Annotated in this window: 22 protein-coding genes; 1 reads left to right on the top strand and 21 read right to left on the bottom strand. The window is 39.5% G+C overall.

Going from position 1 to position 23382, the window contains the following annotated elements; translation table 11 throughout:
• Nucleotide 1 precedes the first annotated feature (1 nt).
• The 14 genes from E7C97_RS00305 to E7C97_RS00240 all read right to left on the bottom strand — a co-directional run bounded on the left by E7C97_RS00305 (nt 2) and on the right by E7C97_RS00240 (nt 14528).
• The gene (locus E7C97_RS00305) at nt 2–2158 is read right to left on the bottom strand and encodes a LicD family protein (protein ID WP_316107528.1); all 2157 of its coding nucleotides are present in this window, start codon (nt 2156–2158) and stop codon (nt 2–4) included.
• 24 nt (nt 2159–2182) lie between these two features.
• A complete protein-coding gene (locus E7C97_RS00300; protein WP_316107526.1) occupies nt 2183–3148 on the bottom strand; it encodes a glycosyltransferase family 2 protein in 966 nt (321 codons plus the stop codon).
• Nucleotides 3132–3977 carry a phosphorylcholine transferase LicD gene (locus tag E7C97_RS00295; protein WP_316107565.1) on the bottom strand — a complete coding sequence of 282 codons (846 nt, stop codon included), beginning with the start codon at nt 3975–3977 and terminating at the stop codon, nt 3132–3134. Before E7C97_RS00295 ends, E7C97_RS00300 begins: the two co-directional genes overlap by 17 nt.
• 140 nt (nt 3978–4117) lie before the next feature.
• Nucleotides 4118–5437, bottom strand: a complete 1320-nt coding sequence (locus E7C97_RS00290; protein WP_316107524.1) for an LCP family protein — start codon at nt 5435–5437, stop codon at nt 4118–4120.
• Nucleotides 5434–6282, bottom strand: coding sequence for a prephenate dehydratase (gene pheA / locus E7C97_RS00285; RefSeq protein ID WP_316107523.1), 849 nt, complete (start codon nt 6280–6282; stop codon nt 5434–5436). Before pheA ends, E7C97_RS00290 begins: the two co-directional genes overlap by 4 nt.
• A complete protein-coding gene (locus E7C97_RS00280; RefSeq protein ID WP_316107520.1) occupies nt 6279–6755 on the bottom strand; it encodes a shikimate kinase in 477 nt (158 codons plus the stop codon). Before E7C97_RS00280 ends, pheA begins: the two co-directional genes overlap by 4 nt.
• Nucleotides 6748–8031, bottom strand: coding sequence for a 3-phosphoshikimate 1-carboxyvinyltransferase (gene aroA / locus E7C97_RS00275; RefSeq protein WP_316107518.1), 1284 nt, complete (start codon nt 8029–8031; stop codon nt 6748–6750). The genes E7C97_RS00280 and aroA overlap by 8 nt, the downstream gene beginning before the upstream one ends.
• An 89-nt stretch (nt 8032–8120) precedes the next feature.
• A complete protein-coding gene (locus tag E7C97_RS00270) occupies nt 8121–8459 on the bottom strand; it encodes a YlbF/YmcA family competence regulator (protein ID WP_316107516.1) in 339 nt (112 codons plus the stop codon).
• 11 nt (nt 8460–8470) lie between these two features.
• Nucleotides 8471–9574, bottom strand: a complete 1104-nt coding sequence (locus E7C97_RS00265; protein WP_316107515.1) for a prephenate dehydrogenase — start codon at nt 9572–9574, stop codon at nt 8471–8473.
• A 9-nt stretch (nt 9575–9583) separates the two neighbouring features.
• Nucleotides 9584–10750, bottom strand: a complete 1167-nt coding sequence (gene aroC, locus E7C97_RS00260) for a chorismate synthase (protein WP_316107514.1) — start codon at nt 10748–10750, stop codon at nt 9584–9586.
• A 9-nt stretch (nt 10751–10759) separates the two neighbouring features.
• The gene (gene aroB / locus E7C97_RS00255) at nt 10760–11827 is read right to left on the bottom strand and encodes a 3-dehydroquinate synthase (RefSeq protein ID WP_316107512.1); all 1068 of its coding nucleotides are present in this window, start codon (nt 11825–11827) and stop codon (nt 10760–10762) included.
• A gap of 16 nt (nt 11828–11843) precedes the next feature.
• Complete coding sequence (locus E7C97_RS00250; RefSeq protein WP_316107511.1) at nt 11844–12701, bottom strand: shikimate dehydrogenase; 858 nt, start codon at nt 12699–12701, stop codon at nt 11844–11846.
• Complete coding sequence (gene aroD / locus E7C97_RS00245) at nt 12691–13368, bottom strand: type I 3-dehydroquinate dehydratase (RefSeq protein WP_049508709.1); 678 nt, start codon at nt 13366–13368, stop codon at nt 12691–12693. Before aroD ends, E7C97_RS00250 begins: the two co-directional genes overlap by 11 nt.
• Nucleotides 13365–14528 (bottom strand): class I SAM-dependent rRNA methyltransferase, encoded by a 1164-nt coding sequence (locus E7C97_RS00240; RefSeq protein WP_316107510.1) that lies wholly within the window; start codon nt 14526–14528, stop codon nt 13365–13367. Before E7C97_RS00240 ends, aroD begins: the two co-directional genes overlap by 4 nt.
• A gap of 246 nt (nt 14529–14774) precedes the next feature.
• Here E7C97_RS00240 and E7C97_RS00235 point away from each other — a divergent pair, with 246 nt between their 5' ends.
• Nucleotides 14775–16226 carry an alpha-amylase gene (locus E7C97_RS00235; protein ID WP_316107509.1) on the top strand — a complete coding sequence of 484 codons (1452 nt, stop codon included), beginning with the start codon at nt 14775–14777 and terminating at the stop codon, nt 16224–16226.
• A 242-nt stretch (nt 16227–16468) separates the two neighbouring features.
• Here E7C97_RS00235 and E7C97_RS00230 read toward each other — a convergent pair whose 3' ends face one another.
• The 7 genes from E7C97_RS00230 to dapB all read right to left on the bottom strand — a co-directional run bounded on the left by E7C97_RS00230 (nt 16469) and on the right by dapB (nt 23358).
• Nucleotides 16469–17143 (bottom strand): DnaD domain-containing protein, encoded by a 675-nt coding sequence (locus E7C97_RS00230; RefSeq protein WP_316107508.1) that lies wholly within the window; start codon nt 17141–17143, stop codon nt 16469–16471.
• Between the two features lie 8 nt (nt 17144–17151).
• A complete protein-coding gene (metA, locus tag E7C97_RS00225) occupies nt 17152–18096 on the bottom strand; it encodes a homoserine O-succinyltransferase (RefSeq protein WP_316107507.1) in 945 nt (314 codons plus the stop codon).
• Nucleotides 18097–18289: 193 nt separating this feature from the next.
• Nucleotides 18290–18802, bottom strand: coding sequence for an adenine phosphoribosyltransferase (locus E7C97_RS00220; protein ID WP_001049312.1), 513 nt, complete (start codon nt 18800–18802; stop codon nt 18290–18292).
• Between the two features lie 122 nt (nt 18803–18924).
• A complete protein-coding gene (locus tag E7C97_RS00215) occupies nt 18925–19530 on the bottom strand; it encodes a hypothetical protein (protein ID WP_316107505.1) in 606 nt (201 codons plus the stop codon).
• Entirely contained in the window at nt 19530–21398 is a 1869-nt protein-coding gene (locus E7C97_RS00210) for an ABC-F family ATP-binding cassette domain-containing protein (RefSeq protein WP_316107504.1), read from the bottom strand. The genes E7C97_RS00215 and E7C97_RS00210 overlap by 1 nt, the downstream gene beginning before the upstream one ends.
• A complete protein-coding gene (locus tag E7C97_RS00205; protein ID WP_316107503.1) occupies nt 21395–22594 on the bottom strand; it encodes a CCA tRNA nucleotidyltransferase in 1200 nt (399 codons plus the stop codon). The genes E7C97_RS00210 and E7C97_RS00205 overlap by 4 nt, the downstream gene beginning before the upstream one ends.
• On the bottom strand, nt 22591–23358 hold the full coding sequence (dapB, locus tag E7C97_RS00200; protein ID WP_316107502.1) for a 4-hydroxy-tetrahydrodipicolinate reductase: 768 nt from the start codon (nt 23356–23358) through the stop codon (nt 22591–22593). The genes E7C97_RS00205 and dapB overlap by 4 nt, the downstream gene beginning before the upstream one ends.
• Nucleotides 23359–23382 lie beyond the last annotated feature (24 nt).

Raw genomic sequence — 23382 nt, 5'->3', positions numbered from 1 at the left:
ATTATCCATTCTCTACAATTTTCCACAGTTTGAAGTCATGATGGGAAACTTGTTGCTCCACTGGTGGCAACTGCATATAGTTCCCATAATCTGAAATAAGAATTTCATGGTAGTGTTTTGGTATCATGAATTCCTTATCTTCAAAATTGCCAATTTCAACATCTTCTAACCATTCGCGTTTCCAAACAGGTTTATTCATATCTTTATAGATAAGGTAGTCTACTTGTTCATAATCTTCCACTTTTCTAGATTTTGCTAATTCATCGATTTGAGAAACGTACTTATTTGTGTTTGTGAAATAAAAGATAATAACAGAAATATATCGGATAATTGAATTTACTACACTTTTAGTATTCGTAATTCCTTTGAAAGTATAACAACTTAACTGGCGTTTCTTGATGATTTTAGTCATTTTATCCTTAAACGCCTGATCATCTTCATAACCATCTACAGGGAAAATATCTACATAGATACCCATATTTGAATCAATTCGCACATCTTCCTCAAGTAGGTAGGTACGATTATCTTGAACCTTCATGAAAGGATAAACATAATTGATATTATTTTTATAAGACATGACTTCGTATCGTTCATCTGGATGGGCAATCAAATAATCTTGTAACTTTTCATAATCATCTCGAAGCATACAAATATCCATATCATCATCCCATGGAATAAAACCTTGATGACGAACTGCGCCAATTAAGCTACCATAAGCTAAGAAATACTTAACACCAATTTTCTGACAAACTTCATGAATATACTCCATGATTCCTAATTCCATCTGTTGGATTTCAGAAATATCTGTCACTTCCTCATAACGGATATTTTTTTCTTTCGAACAGACCGTTAAACCATAGCCAATCACTAACCAGAAAATAATATTGATAAAGTTTGTAGAATACATAATCTGACTTTCAAACAATTGTCCAAATAAAATACCAAAAAATAGAATCATAATAAATTTTTCGCTATTCTTCTTAGACACAATTAAATAAGTAACAAATCTTCCAGCGATATAAATTATTAAAATGATGAAAGAAAGTAAACCTAATAATCCTGAACTTACAAAAATTGTTACAAATATATTGTGGAAGTTCCCACCAATCAGCGAATTCTGAATTTCAAATTTACTAAAGTACTCTGTATAGTAATCGGTAACATTTCGAACACCATAGCCAAATAACGGTTTTGCACTTCCCATTTTAATAGCATTTTTCCAGATATAAGTACGTCCACTTGGTGTCGTCTCGATTAGGTGAAGTTCTCCGTTTTTCTTGGCTACGTCCGAATCTGTCTCTGAATATGATTTGCCTTTATTTAAGTCAATTACAGTTGCCTTGGCTGCTGAAATGTATATAGAAGTTACATAACTAATACCAATATTACTACCTGTGAGTAAGATACTAGCTACTAGAAAAGTAAGCCATTTTTTGAGTAATTTTCCTCTAGAAATAAAAAGACAATAAATTCCAAGCATCAAAATGACTGATAAGAGTGCTCCTCTACTCTGCATGGTTGCAAAATAGATTAACTGAATCAGATTGTTTATCTTTAGATAAACTGAGTATTTACTTCCTTTATGAATAAGGTACAAAGCAAAAACAATGCTGATATAAGAAAAAATAGCACTTGCATTTGGGTTAACAATTCCCCACAAGCGTCCATTCATAACACCATAATAATAGGATTGTTCTCCAATTTTAAATAATATTAAGACTCTAAATATTAAAAGAACAAAAGCAAATATGGCTGAGAAAAAAGAAACAATTTGAACCGTTCCTGCAATCAAGCGAATCAACTTCTTAAGATACTCTAAATTCACCATGGTAAATAGTAAAATATAAGTTATCATAAAGAAGATTTCAACCATATTTCCAAGTAAGTGGCCTGAACGGTTAACAAGTGTTGCTACTAGATGACTCCCCGTCAAAAGCCCAAATAAACCTAGGAATTTCTTATCGATTTCTATTCGTTTCCAATTTAACAATAAGGTTAAACAAATACAAAGAACAACAACTGCTGATAATCCCTTGTAAACAGGATTTGTTACTTTATAGACTAGTGAACTCATGCTTAAAATCGAAATAAAAACAAACAGATATGAAATCCAAAATTTTGATTTTTCAAAGCATTCATTCGTTTTTGAAAAATTCATCTTCAACTCCTTTAAATGACATTATTAATTCAAGCCGACAATTTGTCTATAGATCCATGGAGAAACAAGGAGCGACAAAACGGCTATTTTTCGAAAATGAGTAAAATAAGGGTCTTTTAATATCTCAGATAAATGATTAATAATCCACTTTCTCAACTTAACTTTTTCTGTTCGATATTGACTAGGATCCGTAAAGATTATTTTATCGTATACCGTAATATATGACCAACATTTTCTGTTCACTAATTCAGTTTTTAGTTGTGGGAAAATTTGAAAAACTTCAGAAATAATAATCTTATAGACCTCTATGGTATCAAATACATGATTATTGACAGAAGTTGTCGCACTCCCCTGTCGATGATCATAATAGTAGATTGGTTTATCAATAAATACGCTTGTACATTTGGTTTTTAATAAAACTTCTGTTAAAAACAATGCATCCTCAGCCAAATGATAGTCTGTATTGAATATAAAACCTGAAATAACCTCTCTTTTAAACAATTTTGCAACAGGAAAAAAAGAAGTCTGAGTTGTCATCAATAATTCTCTCATCGTCTGCTCTGTCGACCACTTCTCTGCTTTTCCTGAAAAAACTGGTAGTTCTGTAATTTGACCATTTTTTATATGATGGAGACGTGCTATACTAAATCCGATAGAATCGTCACTATCAATTACACTTATTAAAGTTTCCAAATAATCTGGTGTAATAAAATCATCACTATCAATAAAAGTAATCCATTCTCCTCTTGAATGTTGAATACCTATATTTCTAGCATTCGAGACTCCTGCATTCTTAATATGAAAAACTTTGATATTTTCATTTTTAGATACCAACTGATCGCACAAGGCACCACTCTTATCAGTTGAACCATCATTTATAAGGAGCAATTCAAAATTCGTATATGTCTGTTTTAAAATAGACTCCACGCAGCGTTCCAAATAAGCTTCTACATTATAGACAGGAACAATGATACTAATTTTTTCTTGCATTGTATTCCCCCTTATATTCAGTGTAACTCTTATCCATATCTGCTATCAGGGCATCGTGGTGAGGCACTTGCTTGTCAGCTGGTGGTGGTGTCATGTAGTCACCAAAAGCTGTGCTGAGATAGGCATCATAACCAACTGGAATAGGCATTTCTGTTCCTTCGAAAGGTAAGAAAATGTTGTCTTCAAAGGCTTGAATTGGGTATTTCTTCTTCATGTAACCTGGACCTGAGCATAACTCTGTGATGCCATCACTTTCAGCTGGTCCATACTTGGTCATTTCTTTCTCAGCCTTTTTCCAGATACGATAGCGAAGGGCTTTAGGAGTCAATCCTAGTAAAATGGTACTACCCCACTTCATGAGAGCTCCGTGCTTTTCTGGAATGGTTTGTGCACAAAAGAGAGAATAAATCAAAGCCCAACGTACCTGTTTCTTACGTTCAGCTGGGTTTTTAGGGTAGTAATCCAAGGGAAGAACATCCAAGGCCAAGCCGTGTGGTAGATCCAAATCTTGTTGATAAGGCTTGATACAAGTCGTCTCCTTGTCTCGAATAGTGATAAAGAGATTGCGGTCAACAAAGTCTCTATCACTTTTTGATAGGAAGTAACGCTCATCCGCATAACGAGGCCATAGCTCTGCTAATTTTTCATAATCCTTGCGGGGCATAAAGAAGTCTAAATCATCATCCCAAGGAATAAAACCTTTATTTCGTAGAGCTCCAATAGCTCCTCCACCACACAAATAACAGAGTAAATCGTGTTCTTTACAAAAGGCGACAAAATATTCAGCCATCTCTAGGCTACGAGCTTGAATTGCCTTTAAATCACTCATCTTATTTTCTTCCTCTTCTATAGAATACATCATTCTATTATACCATAAAAATAGTTTATAAATCCATCTGACCATGTGAAAAATCAAAGCCCAAGATATCCATTTTCATAGGTACCTCAAGCTCTGATTCATTTTACATTTTATCTAAATCCCATTTTGGCCAATTTATTTTGGTAAGCTTTTTGGTCCACTCGAAGGGATTGACCGCCGTATACGTCAAAGTCGTCTACCCAGTCTCCAAGTTCTGGGACTGTCAATCTTTCAATACCATTCTGCGCTCCTTCAAGGACTGATAAACCGTTGGTCAATAAGAAGGTATATGGAAGATTTGTAGAGGTCATGGCGAAAACTTTCCCAAGTGCTTCTGAGCCTGTGAAAAGTTTTGTAGGATCCTTAATCTGCTGCAAGACAGCTGTCATGACCTGCTGTTGTCTACGAGTACGGCCATAATCCCCTTCATCATCATCACGAAAACGTGCATAGTTGAGAAGAGTCGAACCATTCATCTGTTGTTTTCCAACTCGAATAGTTTGAGTCGGTGACTCAGTTTCCGTTGCATGCAAGTCATCTCCTACAGTCGCTTCTGTAACTGGAACCCCATTTAGAGTTGAAAACTGAGCATCAATGGTCACACCATCAGGGAAAAGCGTATCAATGGCTGTCGCAAAGGCTTGGAAATCGACAAGGGCATAATATTTGATGTCTAGATCAAAATTATCCTTGAGCACCTTGCGGACCATTTCAGCTCCTTGTTTACCTTCTTGTTCCCCTAATTCATAGGCCAAGTTTAATTTATGGTCGGTCTGTTTTTGACCATTGATGACTTGGCTATACCCATCAATATAGACTAGGTTATCACGCATAAAGCTAACGAGCTTCAATTTTTTATCTTTGCCACTTACATTCAAAACCATAATGGAATCTGTCCGTGTTTCTGCACTATTCTGTCCGATACGGCCATCCGTACCCAAAATAAGAATATTAACCCCATCACGCGTATCTTGTCCATTGAAGACTTCAACCTGAGCAGCTTTGGCATCTTTGGGCCCATTTGAACTATTAGGGTTCGCCGATTGGAAGCCTTTTAAGAACATGACGATCATTCCTACTGCTACACAAAGCAATATCATCCCTAACCAAGCAAATAAGCGTTTAAAACGAAAACCTCTTTTTTTCTTTTGCTTCTTAGCTTTTGGAATCTTCGTTTCCAGTTGATCTCCACTACTACGGCGACTAGAACGACTACGATTAGCATAGGTTGGCAGGTCGATACCAGAGTCGGACAGAAGTTGTTCTTTGGCTTCTGGATTGAAAACTTCTGCTGAATCTTTTTGACCTTCTAACTTGGCTTGTAAAAAGGCAAATTCTCTCTTTTCTTTTTCATTCAAATAATGAATGTTTTTCAAAAGATAGTCATATCTCAGTTTTTCATGATGTGTGAAAGGATTCTCTCTAGTCATTCCTTCTCCTTCCCTTTATCCTGTATGGTATAGATAGGGTAAGCTCCTAGTATTTTATAGTGGATCCCAATCGTTTCTAGTTCTTTTTGAGCAAAATGGACCAGTTCTTTATCAGCATAGTCCACATCAATGATAAAAAAGTATTCGCCCAAGGCTGTTTTTAGGGGACGACTTTCTATCTTGGTTAAGTCAATCCCTCGCCAAGCAAAGGTCGAGAGTGCCTTGTAAAGTGCACCAGGTAAATTGTCTGGCAAGGTTACTGCTAGGCTCATTTTTTCAGTTGCATCTTGTAAAGGAATCTGTGGCAACTCTGCACCCAAAACCCAAAAGCGAGTGAAATTAGCTTCCATCTCTTGAATATCTTGAGCGATTAGCTCCAGCCCGTATTCTCCAGCAGAACTTTTGGGGGCAATGGCAGCAAAAGGCTGATCTGGATGCTCGGAAACATAGCGCGCAGCGTAGGCTGTACTGGCAGTGACCTCCAGTTGAGCGTCTGGATAATGCTCATCAATAAATTTCTTCCCCTGTGCCAAGGCCTGTGGGTGAGAAAAGATTTTCTCAATTTTAACTTGCCCTGACACCGCCATCAATTGTTGGTGGATTGGCTGAACAATCTCTGCCACAGCTTGAATTCGAGCCTGGTGGAAAAGATAGTCTAATGTCTCATGAACACTACCTTCAATAGAATTTTCAACTGGCACTACTGAAAAGTCTACTAAGCCCTGTTCGTAAGCCTTGATAACGTCCGTAATATTTGAAAAAGGCTCTAGTTCCTCATGAGGAAAAGCCGTTTGCACCACATGGTGCGAAAAAGATCCTTTAGGACCTAGATAGGCAATTTTCATGTCAATTCCTCTATAATTTCCTCTGGACTTAGCTTGGACACATCGATAACTTTACTAGCCACTTCCTCATACCAAGCCTGTCTTTCTTTAAAAATCGCAGCCAAATCTTCCTTGCTATTCTTTAAAAATAGTGGGCGTTGATTGTCCTCATCTGCTGAAATTCGCTGGTACAGGGTCTCAAAATCTGCTTTTAGGTAGATGTTGTCTGGATTTTGCTTGAGCAAGGCACGATTACGCGGAGAAATGACTACTCCTCCCCCAGTTGACACGACTTGGTCTGTTTTTAATAAATCAGCTAAAATTTCTGATTCTACCTGACGGAAGGCTGCTTCTCCTTTTTCTTCAAAGAAAAGAGCAATCGGCATCCCCAGTCGGTCTTCCAGCAAGGCATCCATGTCTACAAAGTCAGAATCTAATCCTCTAGCAATAGTAGATTTTCCTGCACCCATAAAACCTAGTAAAACCTTAGCCATGAATCAAAGTCTCCAAATCATCAAAGAAGCTTGGGTAGCTAGTATTAATAGCTTCAGCACGATCTAATTCGACCTCTCCATCCGCAACTAAAAGAGCTGCAATGGCTGTCATCATGCCGATACGGTGGTCACCAAAGGTATTTACTCTGGCTCCATGGAGGGCAGATTTCCCTTTGATAATCATTCCGTCTACCGTAGGAGTAATAGTTGCTCCCATGCTATTTAAAGCATCTGCGACAACTTGAATGCGATCCGTTTCTTTGACCTTGAGTTCTTCTGCATCTTTGATAACTGTTTGACCTTGAGCTTGGGTAGCAAGGAGCGCGATAATCGGCAATTCATCAATTAAACGTGGAATCAAGACTCCACCAATTTCTGTCCCGTTTAGTTCTGAAGTCTCGACAGTCAAGGTTGCAGATTTGGTAATTGGATCCATATCAGTAATCTCTAATTTGCCACCCATAGCACGGATGACATCGATAATACCTGTACGTGTTTCATTAATACCGACATTCTTAAGCACCACACGAGAGTTTGGAACAATCAAACCTGCTACTAACCAAAAGGCTGCACTAGAAATATCTCCTGGCACGACAACCTTTTGTCCAATTAGCTTCTGTGGCCCCTGGATAGTGATTTTCTTACCATCGACACTCAAATCACCTCCGAATTGTTGGAGCATATCTTCTGTATGGTTACGAGTGCACTCCTTCTCGACAATGATTGACTGGCCCTGAGCCTGCAAAGCCGCAAAAATCAAGGCAGACTTGACTTGGGCAGAAGCGATTGGCAATTCGTATTGAATAGGTCTTAAGTTTTTCGTTCCCTTTAAGTGTAACGGTGGCAAGTCTCGCTCTGTTTGACCAGAAATACTAACTCCCATTTTTTTCAAGGGAAGGGTCACACGATCCATAGGGCGTTTAGAAAGACTATCATCTCCAAACATCTCTACTTCAAAGTCTGCACCAGCAAGGACGCCTGAAATTAAACGAATAGATGTCCCAGAATTCCCCATATCCAGGGCTTTCTGAGGGGCTTTCAATCCATCCATTCCAACACCTTGAATGGTAACGACACCGTCTTTGTCCTCAATCTCTACGCCGAGGTCACGAAATACCTGCATGGTTGACAAGACATCTTCACCACGCAAGATATCGTAAACCTTCGTTTCACCCTCAGCCAAGCTTCCAAAAATAATCGAGCGATGACTGATGGACTTATCCCCAGGTACGCGAATACTACCATTTAAGTGCTTAATGTTTGTTTTTAATTTCATACTGGTCCTCATACTGACAATACTTTTTCTTATTTTATCATAAAAAGTCAGAAATTTCTTAAAAATTCCTGACTTTATGAGGTAAATTCTTATTTTAAAAGTTCTGAAATTGGTTCAAAGACAATTTTTTCAATATCAGATAGATAAATAGAAAGTTGTTGCTGTTTGGCAAAGAATTCTGACAAGAGAGAGTTTCCTTGAATCTGCTTGCCAAAACTTTCCATTTTTTCTTGGAAAGAAGCATCTGGCATTTGACCAGTTTGTGCCATGATTTGGATTTCATGTTGAAAAGCAATATAATCTGCAAAAATTTTGCTTGCTTCTGCATCCGCTTGGATGGCATCTCTAGCTTCTTTAACTGCCTTGTATTCAGGCAATTCGCGTAGTCCACGACTAAGTTCGTTTGCACTATCATAAATATTTGACATAATTGTCCTCCTTATTTAATAACGACTGTGTAGTCAGTATTTTCTGTAATGACTTGCTCAGCACGTTTTAAATCCTGAGCATTCTTAAAGGAAATTTGCAGAATCCCGTGAACATCCTCACGGTTTTCCTCATTGATATGGATATTGACCAAAGAAGTTCCTCTTAGCAATTCCAAGATGCGCAAGATGACGTTTTCCTCATCAGGAACGTCTACATAGAGGTCAAATGAGCTATCTACTCCTCCACGTTTATGGATTTCCATAGCTTGACGTTGTTCACGCGCTTGATTGAAAAAGTTCCAGATTTGGTTTTCGTCACCCTTACTAATAGCTTGTCCAACCTCGTCTAAACGTCGCTTGAAATCCTCGATGCGTTCAATAATGGTCTCTCGATTGGATAAGAGGATAGAAGTCCACATTCCTGGCTCACTTTCGGCAATCCGAGTCATATCCCTGAAACCACCTGCCGCAAAACGTCGTGCCATCTCATGTTCTTCAGCATAACTGGCAGTTTGTTCCATCAATCCTGATGCTAAGATATGAGGAAAATGACTGATCTGAGAAGTCACTCGGTCATGCTCTGTAGCATCGATTTCAATGAAACGAGCGTGAAGACCTGACAGCAAGTCTTTCATTTCTTCAAGCGTATCCTGGGTTGTTAAGCTCGAAGGCGTAAAGATATAGTAGGCATTTTCAAAAAGATTAATATCTGCAGAGGCCGCTCCTGTCTTATGACTACCTGCCATAGGATGCGCTCCAACAAAGCGAACAGGCTTATCTGCAAAGCAATTCTCAGCTGTAGCTACGATAGCTGACTTGGTCGATCCAGCATCAGAAATAATGACATCTTCTTTTAGTTCCAAAGTTGCCAATTCTTGTAAAAAAGCAATGGTTTGCTTGATTGGCAAGGTAAGAATGATGACATCTGCAAGTGGAGCAAAACTAGCAAAGTCATTCGTCGCCCGGTCGATCATTCCTCGCTCCAAGGCAATATCTCTGGACGCCTGACTACGATTGTATCCCAAAATCTCATAATCAGGATGATCTCTCTTAATCCCCAGTGCCATGGAAGCACCAATCAAACCAAGCCCTGCGATATAGATGGTTTTTGCCATAAGAACTCCTTAATAATTCTTTGTATACTCCCGATGATTCGCAACAACTTCTTTTAATTCTTCCAGATTATCTGAGGAGAATTTCTCTAAAATTTCTTGGGCCAAGACCGTTGCTACGACTGCCTCCATAACGACGCCTGCTGCTGGAAGAGCAGTTGGATCACTTCTCTCTACTGTTGCTTTATAAGGTTCATGGGTTTCGATATCGACACTCATCAATGGTTTATAGAGTGTTGGAATTGGTTTCATAACCCCACGGACAACAATTGGTTGGCCGTTAGTCATACCACCTTCGAAACCTCCAAGATTATTAGTACGACGAGTATAGCCATCTGCTTGTGACCAGAGGATTTCATCCATGACTTGGCTACCCTTGAGATAACCTGCTTTAAAGCCTAGTCCAAACTCCACTCCTTTAAAGGCATTGATTGAGACAACCGCTTGAGCTAGTCTTGCATCTAGTTTGCGATCCCATTGGACATATGAACCCAGACCAACCGGAACACCACCGACAACCGTTTCAACAACACCACCGATGGTATCTCCATCACGTTTGATTTGATCAATATAGTCTTTGATTTCCTGCTCACGTTCTTGGTTAACGATGGAAACTTCTGACTGGGCAGCTAGTTTTTTAATCTCTGCAACTGTTAAGTTTTCTGGAACATCGATTTCCTTACCACCAAAGACAACAACATGGTTGGCAATTTCAATATCAAGCTCAGCCAATAGTCGTTTAGCCACAGCCCCAACTGCAACTCGCATTGTCGTTTCACGAGCAGATGAACGTTCCAGGGAATTTCGCAAATCATCAAAGCGGTATTTGATACCTCCTACCAAGTCAGCGTGACCTGGGCGAGGATGTGTAATTTTTCGTTTACTTTTAAGTTTATCCTCAATATCCTCAGCAGACATGATATCTAGCCATTTTTGATGGTCTTTGTTAATGACATCCATGGTAATGGGAGCCCCTGTCGTCTTCCCGTGGCGAACACCAGAAGTAAAGACAACTTGGTCACTTTCAATCTTCATACGACCACCACGTCCGTATCCACCCTGGCGACGTTTGAGATCCTCATTGATATCTTCTGCAGTTAAAGGAAGACCTGCTGGGATTCCTTCAATAATTGCTGTCAGACGAGGACCATGTGATTCTCCTGCTGTTAAATATCTCATACATTCTCCTTATTTTACTAAGTAATCTTTCATTTCTTCGAGAGAAACTGGATGAATCTTTGCTGAACCAAGCTCTGGTACCAAGACTAATTTCATAGTGTTGCCACGCGCTTTTTTATCGTGAGTCAAAGCCTGATAAAGCTTATCAAGGTCCCAGTTTTCATAATCAACAGGAAGGCCAAATTTTTGACACATTTCTCGGATAGACTGAGTGATTCCAGCTGGCATAAGACCTTTTTGTTCTGCTACCTTAGAAACCTGAACCATTCCCATCGCTACTGCCTCACCATGCATGACACGTCCATAACCAGCAGTTGCTTCAATAGCATGACCGATTGTATGACCAAAGTTGAGATACAGACGAATGCCATTGTCCAATTCATCCTCAACTACCATCTTTCGCTTGACCTGGCAAGAATGCTCAATCAAACTTTCTGAATGCTCCAAAATACTCTCTACAGAACCATCCATTTCAGATAATAAGTCCCAGAGTTCTGGATCTTCAATTAAGCCATACTTGATGACTTCACCCATTCCTTCAATCAATTCTCTCTTCCCTAAGGTTTCAAGAACGTTTGGGTCAATCAAAACACCATCTGGCTGGGCAAAAGTTCCCACCATATTCTTGGCAAAAGGAGTATTCACTCCTGTCTTACCCCCGATTGAAGAGTCAACTTGAGCTGTCAAGCTAGTCGGAATTTGAACAAAGTGAATACCTCGCATATAGGTTGAGGCTACAAAGCCAGCTAAGTCTCCGACCACTCCGCCACCAAGTGCAACGATGCCGTCACTGCGAGTCAAGTCTTGCTTAACTAGAAATTCATAAGCCTTTTGAACCGTGGTTAGATTTTTTCGCTCTTCACCCTCTAGAAAGTCAAAAACTGCCACTTGAAAACCAGCATCCTCTAAGCTCAATTTTACTTTTTCTGCATAGAGAGAAGCCACATGGTTATCCGTAATGATAACGACTTTTTGCGGTTGCCAAAGTTCCCTCAACCATTTTCCTGCTTGAGACAGGCATCCTTTTTCAATCTGAATATCATAAGGATGGTGGGGAAGGTCTATTTTGATTTTCATAGCAGTTCTCCTTTTTTCATTTTTGATACTTTTGTTTTAGTAATTCCCAGATTTGATCGGTTGGCATTTCCTTTCCGGTCCATAACTGAAAAGCTTCAGCTGCTTGGTAAAGCAACATGCCCAGGCCATTAACAGCATGATTGCCCTGGTTTCTTGCCCAATTTAAAAATGGTGTCTCAAAGGGTTGATAAATCACATCAGCTACCAAAAGCTTCTCTGGTAAAACGACACTTGCTGGGATTGGCAGAGATACTCCATCCATGCCAACACTAGTCGCATTTACCAGTAAATCCGAATCAATTATCCTTGCTTGCAGTTCAGAAACATCTTCTAAAGCAAATAAATCTACCTTAAATCCTGTTTCATTTTGTAGTTTTTCTAAGTAAGGTCTTGTTTTTTCTATTGAAGCCGAACGTACAAAGACAGAAACTTGACTGACTCCATCCAAGATTGCCTGCGCCAAAATTGCCTTGGCTGCACCGCCTGCTCCTAACAATACCATTTTTTTCCCAGATATTTTAAAAGAAGGCAAGCTCTTAAAGAATCCCTTGCCATCTGTGTTATATCCGATTAAAGTTCCCTCTCGATTCACCACTGTATTGACAGCACCAATCAACCGAGCTTCTTCACTCAACTGGTCCAGATAAAAAATCACCTGCTCCTTGTAAGGCATGGAAAGATTGATCCCAAACATCTGATAGCGACGAACATTTGCAACTGTTTCTGCCAAGTCAGTCGCTTCTACTTCCCAAGCTACATAGACACCATTGGTATGAGTTGATTCAAAAGCTTGATTGTGAATGAAGGGAGAAATGGAATGTTTGATAGGATTGGCGACTACAGCTGCTAAACGTGTGTAGCCATCAATCTTCATTTAGTATCTCCCGAATTTTTTTCATGCTAGAAAGTGAAATCTGTCCTGGAGCACTGGCTTCGTCCAGACTTGCGAAAGACCAGCTAGAACCCGTCACATCTGAAGTGATACGAGAAACCTTACCCACTTTCCCCATAGAAATCGTCACATATTCTTGTTCTGGGTTCAATGTTTTAAAGCCACGTGTAAAGTTCATAAGGTCCAATACATCTTGTTCTGTATGAGCCATAACCGATACTTTAACCACTTTCGGAGTTAGACTGGTTAGCTCGGATAAGATTTCCATCATATTCTCTGGAGTTTCTTGAAAGTTATGATAACTCAAGACTAGATTTGGAAAATCAAGCATCTCTTCAAAAACATCCTTGTGAGAAAAATACTCAAAATCAATATATTCTGGTTGATAGAGTTGAGCTACATCTTTGATAATTTGGACATACTCTGCCGAATCCAAATCTATCTCTCCTCCCTCAGCACGAGTTCGTAGAGTAAAGAGGAGTTCGCGACCTGCAAATTTTTCAAAAATAGCTGGGGCTACCTGTAAAATAGCTTCCTTAGGTAGGAAATCGGCACGCCACTCAATGATATCAGCATCAATATACCGCATGGCATCGATCCCTTGCGCCTCTTCCAAACTCTTTGGCATTACTGAAACGACTAATTTCATTTAGTTACCTTCATGCTAATCACCTTGAGGTAATTACTACTTTCATCTTTTTCATTGTAGACAAAGTCTGCTGGAAGTCCATACTTTTGAAGAACCTGATATTTTCTTCCTGCGAATCCTTTGTCGATTTGTTCTATAAATTTTTGACGGGAAACATTGGCAGCATTGGTACTAGCAATGATCATACCTCCCGGATTTAAAATCTCTAAACTCTGGGAAATCAACTTGTGATAGTCCTTAGCTACAGAGAAAGTTTGCTTTTTATTACGGGCAAAGCTAGGTGGATCAAGAACGATCACATCATAAGATAAGCCCTTACGTTTAGCGTATTTAAAGTATTCAAAGACATCCATAACAATGAAACGATGACTGTCAAGACTGAGTCCATTGGCATGAAAATGAGCTTCTGATAGTTCTCTTGAACGTTTGGCTAGGTCTACAGAGGTTGTTTCACTAGCTCCCCCCATAGCTGCAGCAACTGAGAAAGCTGCTGTATAGGAAAACATATTTAGCAAGGACTTGCCCATGGCTAAACCATCAACCAAGCTACCACGAACTTCATGCTGATCCAAGAAAATCCCTGTCATAAGACCATCATTCATAAAGACTTGGTACAAGACTCCATTCTCAAGAACTGTAAAATTTTCTGGTGCTTCTTGACCATAGATATGGGCAGACTCATAGTCTAGACCTTTAAAACGAATCTTTTCATAGGCACCTAAGACTTCAGGGAAAACCTGAGCAAAAGCTGCTAAAATCTGTTGGCGAAGCCCATAGATATAGGAGTTATACCATGAAAAAACAACATAATCTCCATAAAGATCCAAAGTCATTCCACCAAAACCATCGCCTTCTTGATTAAACAAACGAAAAGCAGTTGTCAACTCATCTTGATAGTAAGCAAAACGTTTTTGTTTGGCTTTTTCAAACAAACTTTCAAAGAATTTTTGGTTAAAAGAAAGCTTCTGGTTCGTTACAAACCAACCAATCCCCTTATTTTGACGAGATAAATAGGCCTTGCCCAAAAACTGCTTGTTTTGACTCAATAACTCAACTTCTTGATCAGTTTCAGATAGTTCTGGAAAATCAATTTCCTCCAAAAGTACTAGACCTTGGTTTAGTTTTTTTTCAACACGTCTACTGACGAATACTTTATTCATAAACACTATTATAACAAATTTTGTGACAATTCACAAAATAGAAACTATTGATTCATCCATCATCTTGCCCTATCTGAGAGAATTTTTCCTCCCATTAGTCCTACTATTTTTATTTTATAGTATTTCAACACTTCCAGTTGAAAAAGAGACATAAATTTCAAAGAGTTTAATTATAACGCAAACGTTTGCATATTCTTTAGCTTTATGCTACAATAATTCTCATCACTGTAAGTAAGAGGATCAACTATGAAAAATCAAACCCTAATGCAATATTTTGAGTGGTATCTCCCCCACGATGGAAATCACTGGACACGCCTAGCTGACGATGCTGAACACCTAGCCAACTTAGGTATTAGTCACATTTGGATGCCCCCTGCTTTTAAAGCAACAAATGAAAAGGATGTTGGTTATGGCGTCTATGACTTGTTTGACCTTGGAGAATTTAATCAGAAGGGTACTGTACGTACCAAGTATGGCTTTAAAGAAGACTATCTTCATGCCATTCAAACTTTAAAATCTCATGGGATTCAACCAATGGCTGATATCGTCTTAAATCATAAGGCAGCCGCTGACCATTTAGAATCTTTCCAAGTAATAGAAGTGGATCCAGAAGATCGAACTGTGGAACTAGGAGAACCTTTTACCATCAATGGCTGGACTGGTTTTACCTTTGACGGACGACAAAACACCTACAATGACTTCCACTGGCACTGGTACCACTTTACTGGAACTGACTATGATGCCAAACGCCGTAAATCTGGGATCTATCTGATACAGGGAGACAACAAAGGCTGGGCTCATGAAGAATTAGTCGACAATGAGAATGGCAATTACGACTATCTCATGTATGCCGATCTAGATTTCAAACATCCTGAAGTGATAAAAAATATCTACGATTGGGCAGATTGGTTTATGGAAACAACTGGTGTAGCTGGTTTCCGTTTAGATGCAGTTAAACACATTGACTCTTTCTTTATGCGCAACTTCATTCGCGATATCAAAGAAAAATATGGCCAAGATTTCTATGTCTTTGGAGAATTCTGGAATCCAGATAAGGAAGCAAATCTGGACTACCTTGAAAAGATTGAAGAACGCTTTGATCTTGTCGATGTTCGCCTTCACCAAAATCTCTTTGAAGCAAGCAAATCTGGAGAAGACTATGATTTGACAAGCATCTTTGAGGATAGTCTAGTTCAACTCAATCCAGACCGAGCTGTAACCTTTGTCGATAACCATGATACTCAACGTGGCCAGGCTCTTGAATCCACTGTTGAAGAATGGTTTAAACCAGCAGCCTACGCTCTTATTCTCTTACGTCAAGAAGGGCTTCCATGTGTATTTTATGGAGACTACTATGGTATTTCTGGTCAATATGCTCAGCAAAATTTCAAAGATGTTCTTGACCGTTTGCTAGCTATTCGAAAAGAGTTGGCTTATGGAGAGCAAACGGACTACTTTGATGACCCTAATTGTATCGGTTGGGTCCGTTCAGGAGCTGAAAATCAATCACCACTTGCCATCGTGATTTCTAATGCCCAAGCAAACTCTAAAACCATGTTCGTCGGTCAAGAATGGGCTGACCAAACCTTTGTTGATTTACTAGCAAATCATCCTGACCAAGTAACGATTAATGCTGAAGGTTATGGAGATTTCCCAGTTACAGAACGCTCTCTTAGTGTATGGGGACTGGCTAACTAATCAATTAATACTCTTCGAAAATCTCTTCAAACCACGTCAGCTTCCATCTGCAACCTCAAAACAGTATTTTGAGCTGACTTCGTCAGTTCTATCCACAACCTCAAAACGGTGTTTTGAGCAACCTGCGGCTCGCTTCCTAGTTTGCTCTTTGGTTTTCATTGAGTATAAAACCCACAAAAAATGCCCACAAGCTAGATTTTCTTTCTAGCCTGTAGGCATTTTTCTATTATCAATATTTAAAATTAGTCTTTCCAAAGATCCATAGCATTTTGAAAATCTGATGAGACTTGTACATTCTGAGGATTAGTTGCTTCTCTCTCCTGGCGTTTAGCCTCTACCTGGGCTACACTCTTAATTCCCTCATGACGCCAGTTGCGGAGGATTGCTTGGATGTACTTCCAATTTGGTTTACCATTCAAAACAGCTTCACGCAAGGCTTCCTTTATCAAGTCTGCACTGGTTCCGTCTTCTTTCAAACTCTTTTCCAAATCTTCAATTTCAAAAGGACTCAAGAGTCGACCTAATTCCTGTTGAAAAGTTTCTACCAAACTCTTTAAATCATTTTTAGCAGGTACAGCTTGGCTTGGTTCTTGTTTTTCAAAAAGCTGGTCCAAACGTTCTAAAGCAAGGGTCGCATCAAAAATAACTTCTATTTCTCCATTGAGTTCAATCGTACGATATTGGAGTAAGCCTTTTTCGGTCAAGCGTGAAATTGCTTGATTGACTTCATAGACTTGCTTGCCTATTTTCTCAGCAATTTGACTTGGGGACAATTCCCCTAAAGCTGTTGTATTTTGTAGGTAAAAGAATTGCCAAACTAAGAAATCATCGCTTGATGAGAAAAGTTGATTGTAGTTTAAGAGCAGAGCACTTGGTAAGACCAAATTCCCTGATTTGAAAGCATCTAAATATGTCATAATTCCTCTTATAAATATCCAAAATGAGACACATCTTCTTCTGCACTCTTCCATTCAAAAGGCGTTTCTTGGTAAACTGCATAATTTACCCAGTTACTGAAAAAGAGAGCTGCTGAGGAACTCCAACGCATACAAGGAAGTTCATGAATGTCATCATTTTTGAAATAATTTTCTGGTATATGGGGATCTAAACCAGCATCTAGATCTCTAAAATATTCCTTTGCGAGCGTATCGCGATCATACTCTAAATGCCCAAAGCTATAGACTTCTCTCAAATCTCGACTCGCAAGGATAGAGACTCCTACCTCTTTTCCTGATGCTAAAATCTCTAGATTTGTTTTGTTTAGAATATCTTCTTTGTGGACTTCTGTATGGCGAGAATGAGGGGATACATATAAATCATCAAAACCTCTCAGTAGAAGATGACCTTCTTTCAAAACATCTTGAGAATAAATCCCAGAAAGCTTCTGGTCCATCTGGTATTTATCTACGCCATAGCGATAGTATAGACCCGCTTGTGCTCCCCAGCAAATATACAGGGTTGAAAAGACATGAGTCTTAGACCAATCGATAACCTTAGTAAATTCCTCCCAATAGTCCACTTCTTCAAAAGGGAGATGTTCAACTGGAGCACCTGTAATAATCAAGCCATCAAAATACTGGTCTTGAACTTCTGAGAAGGTCTTATAAAAAGTCTTCATATGCTCAGAACGAGTTGTTTTCGACTGATGACTTTCCATATATAAAAATTCAATATCTAACTGCAAAGGAGTATTGGCTAAATGGCGTAAAAGCTGAGTTTCTGTAACCATTTTCAGTGGCATCAAGTTTAAAATCAGAATTTTCAGTGGTCGAATATCCTGATGAGCCGCCCTCTGGTCATCCATGACGAAAATATTTTCCGTTCGTAAAATCTCAACTGCTGGTAATTTTTTATCAATTCGAATCGGCATAGAAATCTCCTTACTGTATCATACTGGACTCAAGTAACCTGACTGTCATCGAATGGAATAATCCAGCTGATGACATTGCTTCCCTTTATTATACTGTAAGAAGATACAGTTTTCAATTATAGTTTTTCTCTAACTAGATATAGCCTTTTTTTATATCCGATGAAGAGAAAACAGCCCTAGGGACTGTTTTTCATTAATAATGCATCAAAACTTTATAATCGTAATCTCCGATTGCCTCACGACCTTTTAGCTCGTCAAGCTCAATCAAGAAGGCACAACCAGCTACGACACCACCTAATTTTTCAATCATTTCGATGGTTGCTTTAACAGTACCACCTGTTGCCAAGAGGTCATCTACGATAAGAACACGTTGTCCTGGTTTGATAGCATCTGCGTGCATAGTTAAAGTATCAACGCCATATTCTTTTTCGTAGTCAGCTGAAATGACTTCACGTGGCAACTTGCCAGGTTTACGAACAGGCGCAAAACCAATTCCCAACTCAAAAGCGACTGGACATCCAACGATAAATCCACGAGCTTCTGGTCCTACGATCATATCAATCTTTTTGTCAGTAGCGTATTGGACGATTTCACGAACAGCGTAGCTGTAGGCATTGCCGTTAGCCATCAAAGGGCTGATATCACGGAATGTAATTCCTTCTTGTGGATAATTTTCAATACTTGCAATGTAATCTTTTAAGTTCATAGCATTTCTTTCTTTTTAAGTTTTTACTCCCTATTATACCATAAATCTTAGAAAAGAGAAATAGAAAGAAAACCTGGAAACTGAGTCCAAGGCTTTTAATCAGATCTGTAACTATTGCTCGTTTAATGAAATCTTGCCTTCTTTTTGTTTTTAGAGTTTTGATTGCGTTGACGATTTTGTTGGATGCGCCACTCTCGCTCAAAGTAGGACATGGTTTCAAATACTCTGCTTGGTAAACCGACATCTAGCAAATAGATTGGGATTTTCAAAACATTTGATTGCTTTGCAGTCAAAAATCTACTTCGTAGACGATTCCATAAAGAGTTGGGTTTTATAAAATCCTTGTCATAAAAATGAACTTCAATAGTGTAAAAATCCCTTGAACTTCTACCACCCTTGATTCTCATAAGAGAAAACGTTTCTACTTGCCCCCATGAATAAAACTGCCAATCTTTTTTAGGATGTGGCTTATAGGAAAAACCTTGGGCCGTACATTTCAAATACTCTTTATCTGAAAAAAGAAGTCGCAAACGTTCATACAAAATCCATCCAACAATGATGATTAAGAATAAGACAAAGAGTCTTAATACCACCAATCCCACAGGTGCCTCCTTGGGATAGGTCATCATAAAAGATAGGATCCAAAGAAGAAAAGCTAACTCAAGGAAGCAGAGAAGAATAGTCCAAATGATTTTCTTACTGCTCCATTTGATAATTTTTTCTTCCATTACGCCAACTCACTTAAATATTCATAGCGTTCATATTTTTCAAGCAAGGCTTCATTCTTCTCATCTAACTCTTTTTGAAGAGTAGCTAACTTCCCAAAGTCCGAACCATTGGCCTGCATTTCCTCTTCAATGACTGAGATACGGTTTTCCAAGGCTTCGATGTCACCTTCAATACTTGCCCACTCTTGCTTTTCTTGGTAGGTCATGCGTTTCTTTTCTTCACGAACTTTGACGACTTTTTCCTTCTCAGCCTTTTGAACTTGATTTGTCGCTTCTGCTTCGAAGGCTTTTTCATCTAGGTAGTCGGTATAATGCCCAAAGAAAGGACGAATGCTACCGTTTTCAAAAGCAAGAATCTTAGTCGCAACTTTATCAAGGAAATAGCGGTCGTGACTAACTGTCAAAACTGGACCTGCAAAACCTTGTAAGAAATTTTCTAGAACAGTTAAGGTCGCAATATCTAAATCATTTGTTGGCTCGTCCAAGAGAAGCACATTGGGTTTTTCCAAGAGCAATTTGAGGAGATACAGGCGTTTTTTCTCTCCACCAGATAACTTTTCAATCAAGGTACCGTGCGTTGAACGCGGAAAGAGGAACTGTTCTAATAACTCCGCGATAGAGGTCGTAGAGCCACCACTAGTCTTAACCTCTTCTGCCACTTCTTGTAGGTAATTGATAACTCGCTTGCTTTCATCCAGACCTTCGATTTGTTGAGAGAAATAGGCGATGCGAACCGTCTCACCGATGATAACCTCTCCTTCCGTTGGCTCAAGACTTCCCGCAATGAGATTGAGAAGAGTTGACTTCCCAACACCATTATCCCCGACAATTCCGATACGGTCTTTGGCTTGAACCAAAAGGTTAAAATGTTTCAGAATCGGCTTGTCGTCATAGGCAAAGGAAACATCCTTAAACTCGATGACCTTTTTACCGATACGGCTAGTTTCAAAATTCATGCTTAAGTCTGTCTCAACACTATTATCTGAAACTTCCTTCTTCAAGTCATGGAAACGATTGATACGCGCCTGTTGCTTGGTTGCACGAGCTTGTGGTTGTCTTCTCATCCAGGCTAATTCCTGTTTATAGAGTTGTTCCTTTTTGTGAAGTAGAGCTGCATCGCGCTCATCCTGTTCAGCCTTGAGACGAACATAGTCTTGGTAATTTCCTTGATATTCGGTCAAACCAGCTCGGTCCAACTCAAAGATTCGCGTAGAAAGAGCATCTAGGAAGTAACGATCGTGGGTGATAAAGAGAACCGTCTTCTTAGAATTTTTCAAAAAGAGGGTCAGCCACTCAATGGTGGCAATATCCAAGTGGTTGGTAGGCTCATCAAGAAGCAAAAGATCATGATTGCCCAGAAGGACTTGCGCCAACTGAACCCGTCTTCGCAAACCACCTGATAGTGCTCCAACGGGAGTTGATAAATCCTGAATACCCAACTTGCTGAGAACGGTCTTGACCTGACTTTCGATTTCCCAAGCTTGGAGGGAATCCATCTCCGCCATAACCCTTTCCAAACGGACCTGCTTGTCCTCACTGTAGTTGAGCATGAGTAATTCATACTCACGAATCAACTGGATTTCTTTCAAATCGCTCGATAGAACAGTATCTAAGACAGTTTTGCTATCATCAAAATCTGGGTCCTGAGTCAAGTAGCCAATTTTGTAATCATTCTTTGCCGAAAAAGGGCTAACATCACCATCAAAACCAGAAACTCCTGAAAGCACATCTAAAAGGGTTGTTTTTCCAGTTCCGTTGACACCGATAAGACCGATTCTGTCCAAGTCATGAATGATAAAGGAAATATCCTTAAAGACTGTCTTGTCTCCAACGGATTTACTTAGTTTTTCAACAATAAAATCACTCATTTTTTCTCCCTCAAGTAGGCATGAATAGCTTCCAAGTTATTTTCCAAATCTCCATCCACAATAGCATACTCAATCTCTGCTAAAATTTCTCCCATTTCTGGTCCTGGTTGATAGCCATATTCTTTGATCAAAATCCCACCATTGATTTGAATTTCTTTTTTATCATGGATGGTTAGGCTGTGGTAAGTCTCTGTAATGGCCTGTGGATTGACTTCTTTTCCTTGAGACTGACGAAGATTTTCAGCCTGTAAAAGCAAATCTAGATCAAAGCGGTAACAATCGCGCTTGCTTAGTTCTCCTTCTTCACGAAGTTCTAAGATTGTTAGCAAATCTTGAACTTGCTTGGCAAATTGACGCGAAGTTTTCCAATGTTTCAAAAATTGTTGAGCATCTTCCACTTCTAAAACCCATAAAAGTGCTGCCCAGGCTTGTTCAGAAGATTCAAAGGTAAAATCAGCCTCTAAGTCGAACAAAGATTGGAGTTTGTCCTGACTACCAGCCATATCTGGAAGATAATCATAAGCTTTACTTGCAATCATAGAAGACAGACCTACTCGCCAATGAGGAGCCAGAAGAAGTTTATCAAATTCAACAAAAGTACGTTCCACAGAAATTTTCTCTAAGAGTGGCGTTAAGGTCTTCATCGCTTCAAAGGTTTCTTGCTCGAGTTCAAAACCAAGACTAGCTTGAAAACGAAATCCACGCATGATGCGTAGAGCATCTTCGTTGAAACGCTCACTAGCTACACCAACTGCTCGTAAAACTTGATTTTCTAGATCTTGTAAACCATCAAATAAATCAACGATTTCCCCTTCTTCATCCAAGGCAAAGGCATTGACTGTGAAATCTCGGCGCTTGAGGTCCTCTTCTAACGAACGAACAAAAGAAACTGAACTTGGTCTACGGTAGTCTACATAGACATCTTCTGTTCGAAAAGTGGTCACTTCGTACTCCTCATCTCCGTCTAAAACCAAGACGGTTCCATGCTCAATCCCGATATCAGCTGTACGAGGGAAAATCTGCTTGGTCTCTTCTGGATAAGATGACGTCGCGATATCTACATCATGGATGGGACGATTGAGTAGGGCATCCCTAACAGAGCCTCCAACAAAATAGGCTTCAAAGCCTGCTTCTTTAATTTTTTCTAATACTGGTAAAGCCTTCTGAAATTCAGAAGGCATTTGTGTTAATCTCATAATAAGTGTTCTAATCCATAGACAAGCTCATGACGCTTGACAACTTCTTTGATTCCCAAATTCACCCCTGTCATGAAGGAGCTACGATCATAGGAGTCATGACGTAGGGTCAATCCTTCTCCCTGATTTCCAAATATAACTTCCTGATGAGCTACCAAACCTGGCAAACGGACTGAGTGGATTCGCATACCATCAAAGTTAGCACCACGTGCACCTGAGATGATTTCTTCCTCATCGCTAGCACCTTGTTGGATAGACTCACGAACCTCTGCCATCAACTCAGCTGTTTTGATAGCTGTTCCACTAGGGGCATCTTTTTTCTTGTCATGGTGAAGCTCAATAATCTCTACATTTGGGAAGTACTTTGCAGCTTGTGCTACAAATTGCATGAGCAAGACAGCACCCAAAGCAAAGTTAGGAGCAATCAAGCCACCCAAGTTTTTAGAACGAGAAAATTCTTTTAGTTCTTCAATCTCTTGACTAGTGAAACCTGTTGTCCCAACGACAGGTGCAAAGCCATTTTCAAGCGCAAAACGGGTATTCTCATAGGCAACAGCTGGTGTTGTAAAATCCACCCAAACATCTGCCTCAAAACCTGCCAAGTCATCCTTATCATTGAATACTGGAATTCCCTGCCAGTCAGATGCAGACTCAAAAGGATCTAAAACCGCTACCAGTTCAAGTTCAGGATCAGACAAAACCATCTGACAAGCAGATTGTCCCATTCTCCCCTTAAAACCAGCAATAATTACTCGAATACTCATCTCAATCTCTACTCCTGTTTAAGA

It is taken from the genome of Streptococcus sp. (assembly GCF_032481935.1).
Lineage (GTDB): Bacteria > Bacillota > Bacilli > Lactobacillales > Streptococcaceae > Streptococcus.
The sequence above is the reverse complement of the archived record's forward strand: the minus strand, read 5'-3'. Positions and strand labels throughout refer to the sequence as shown.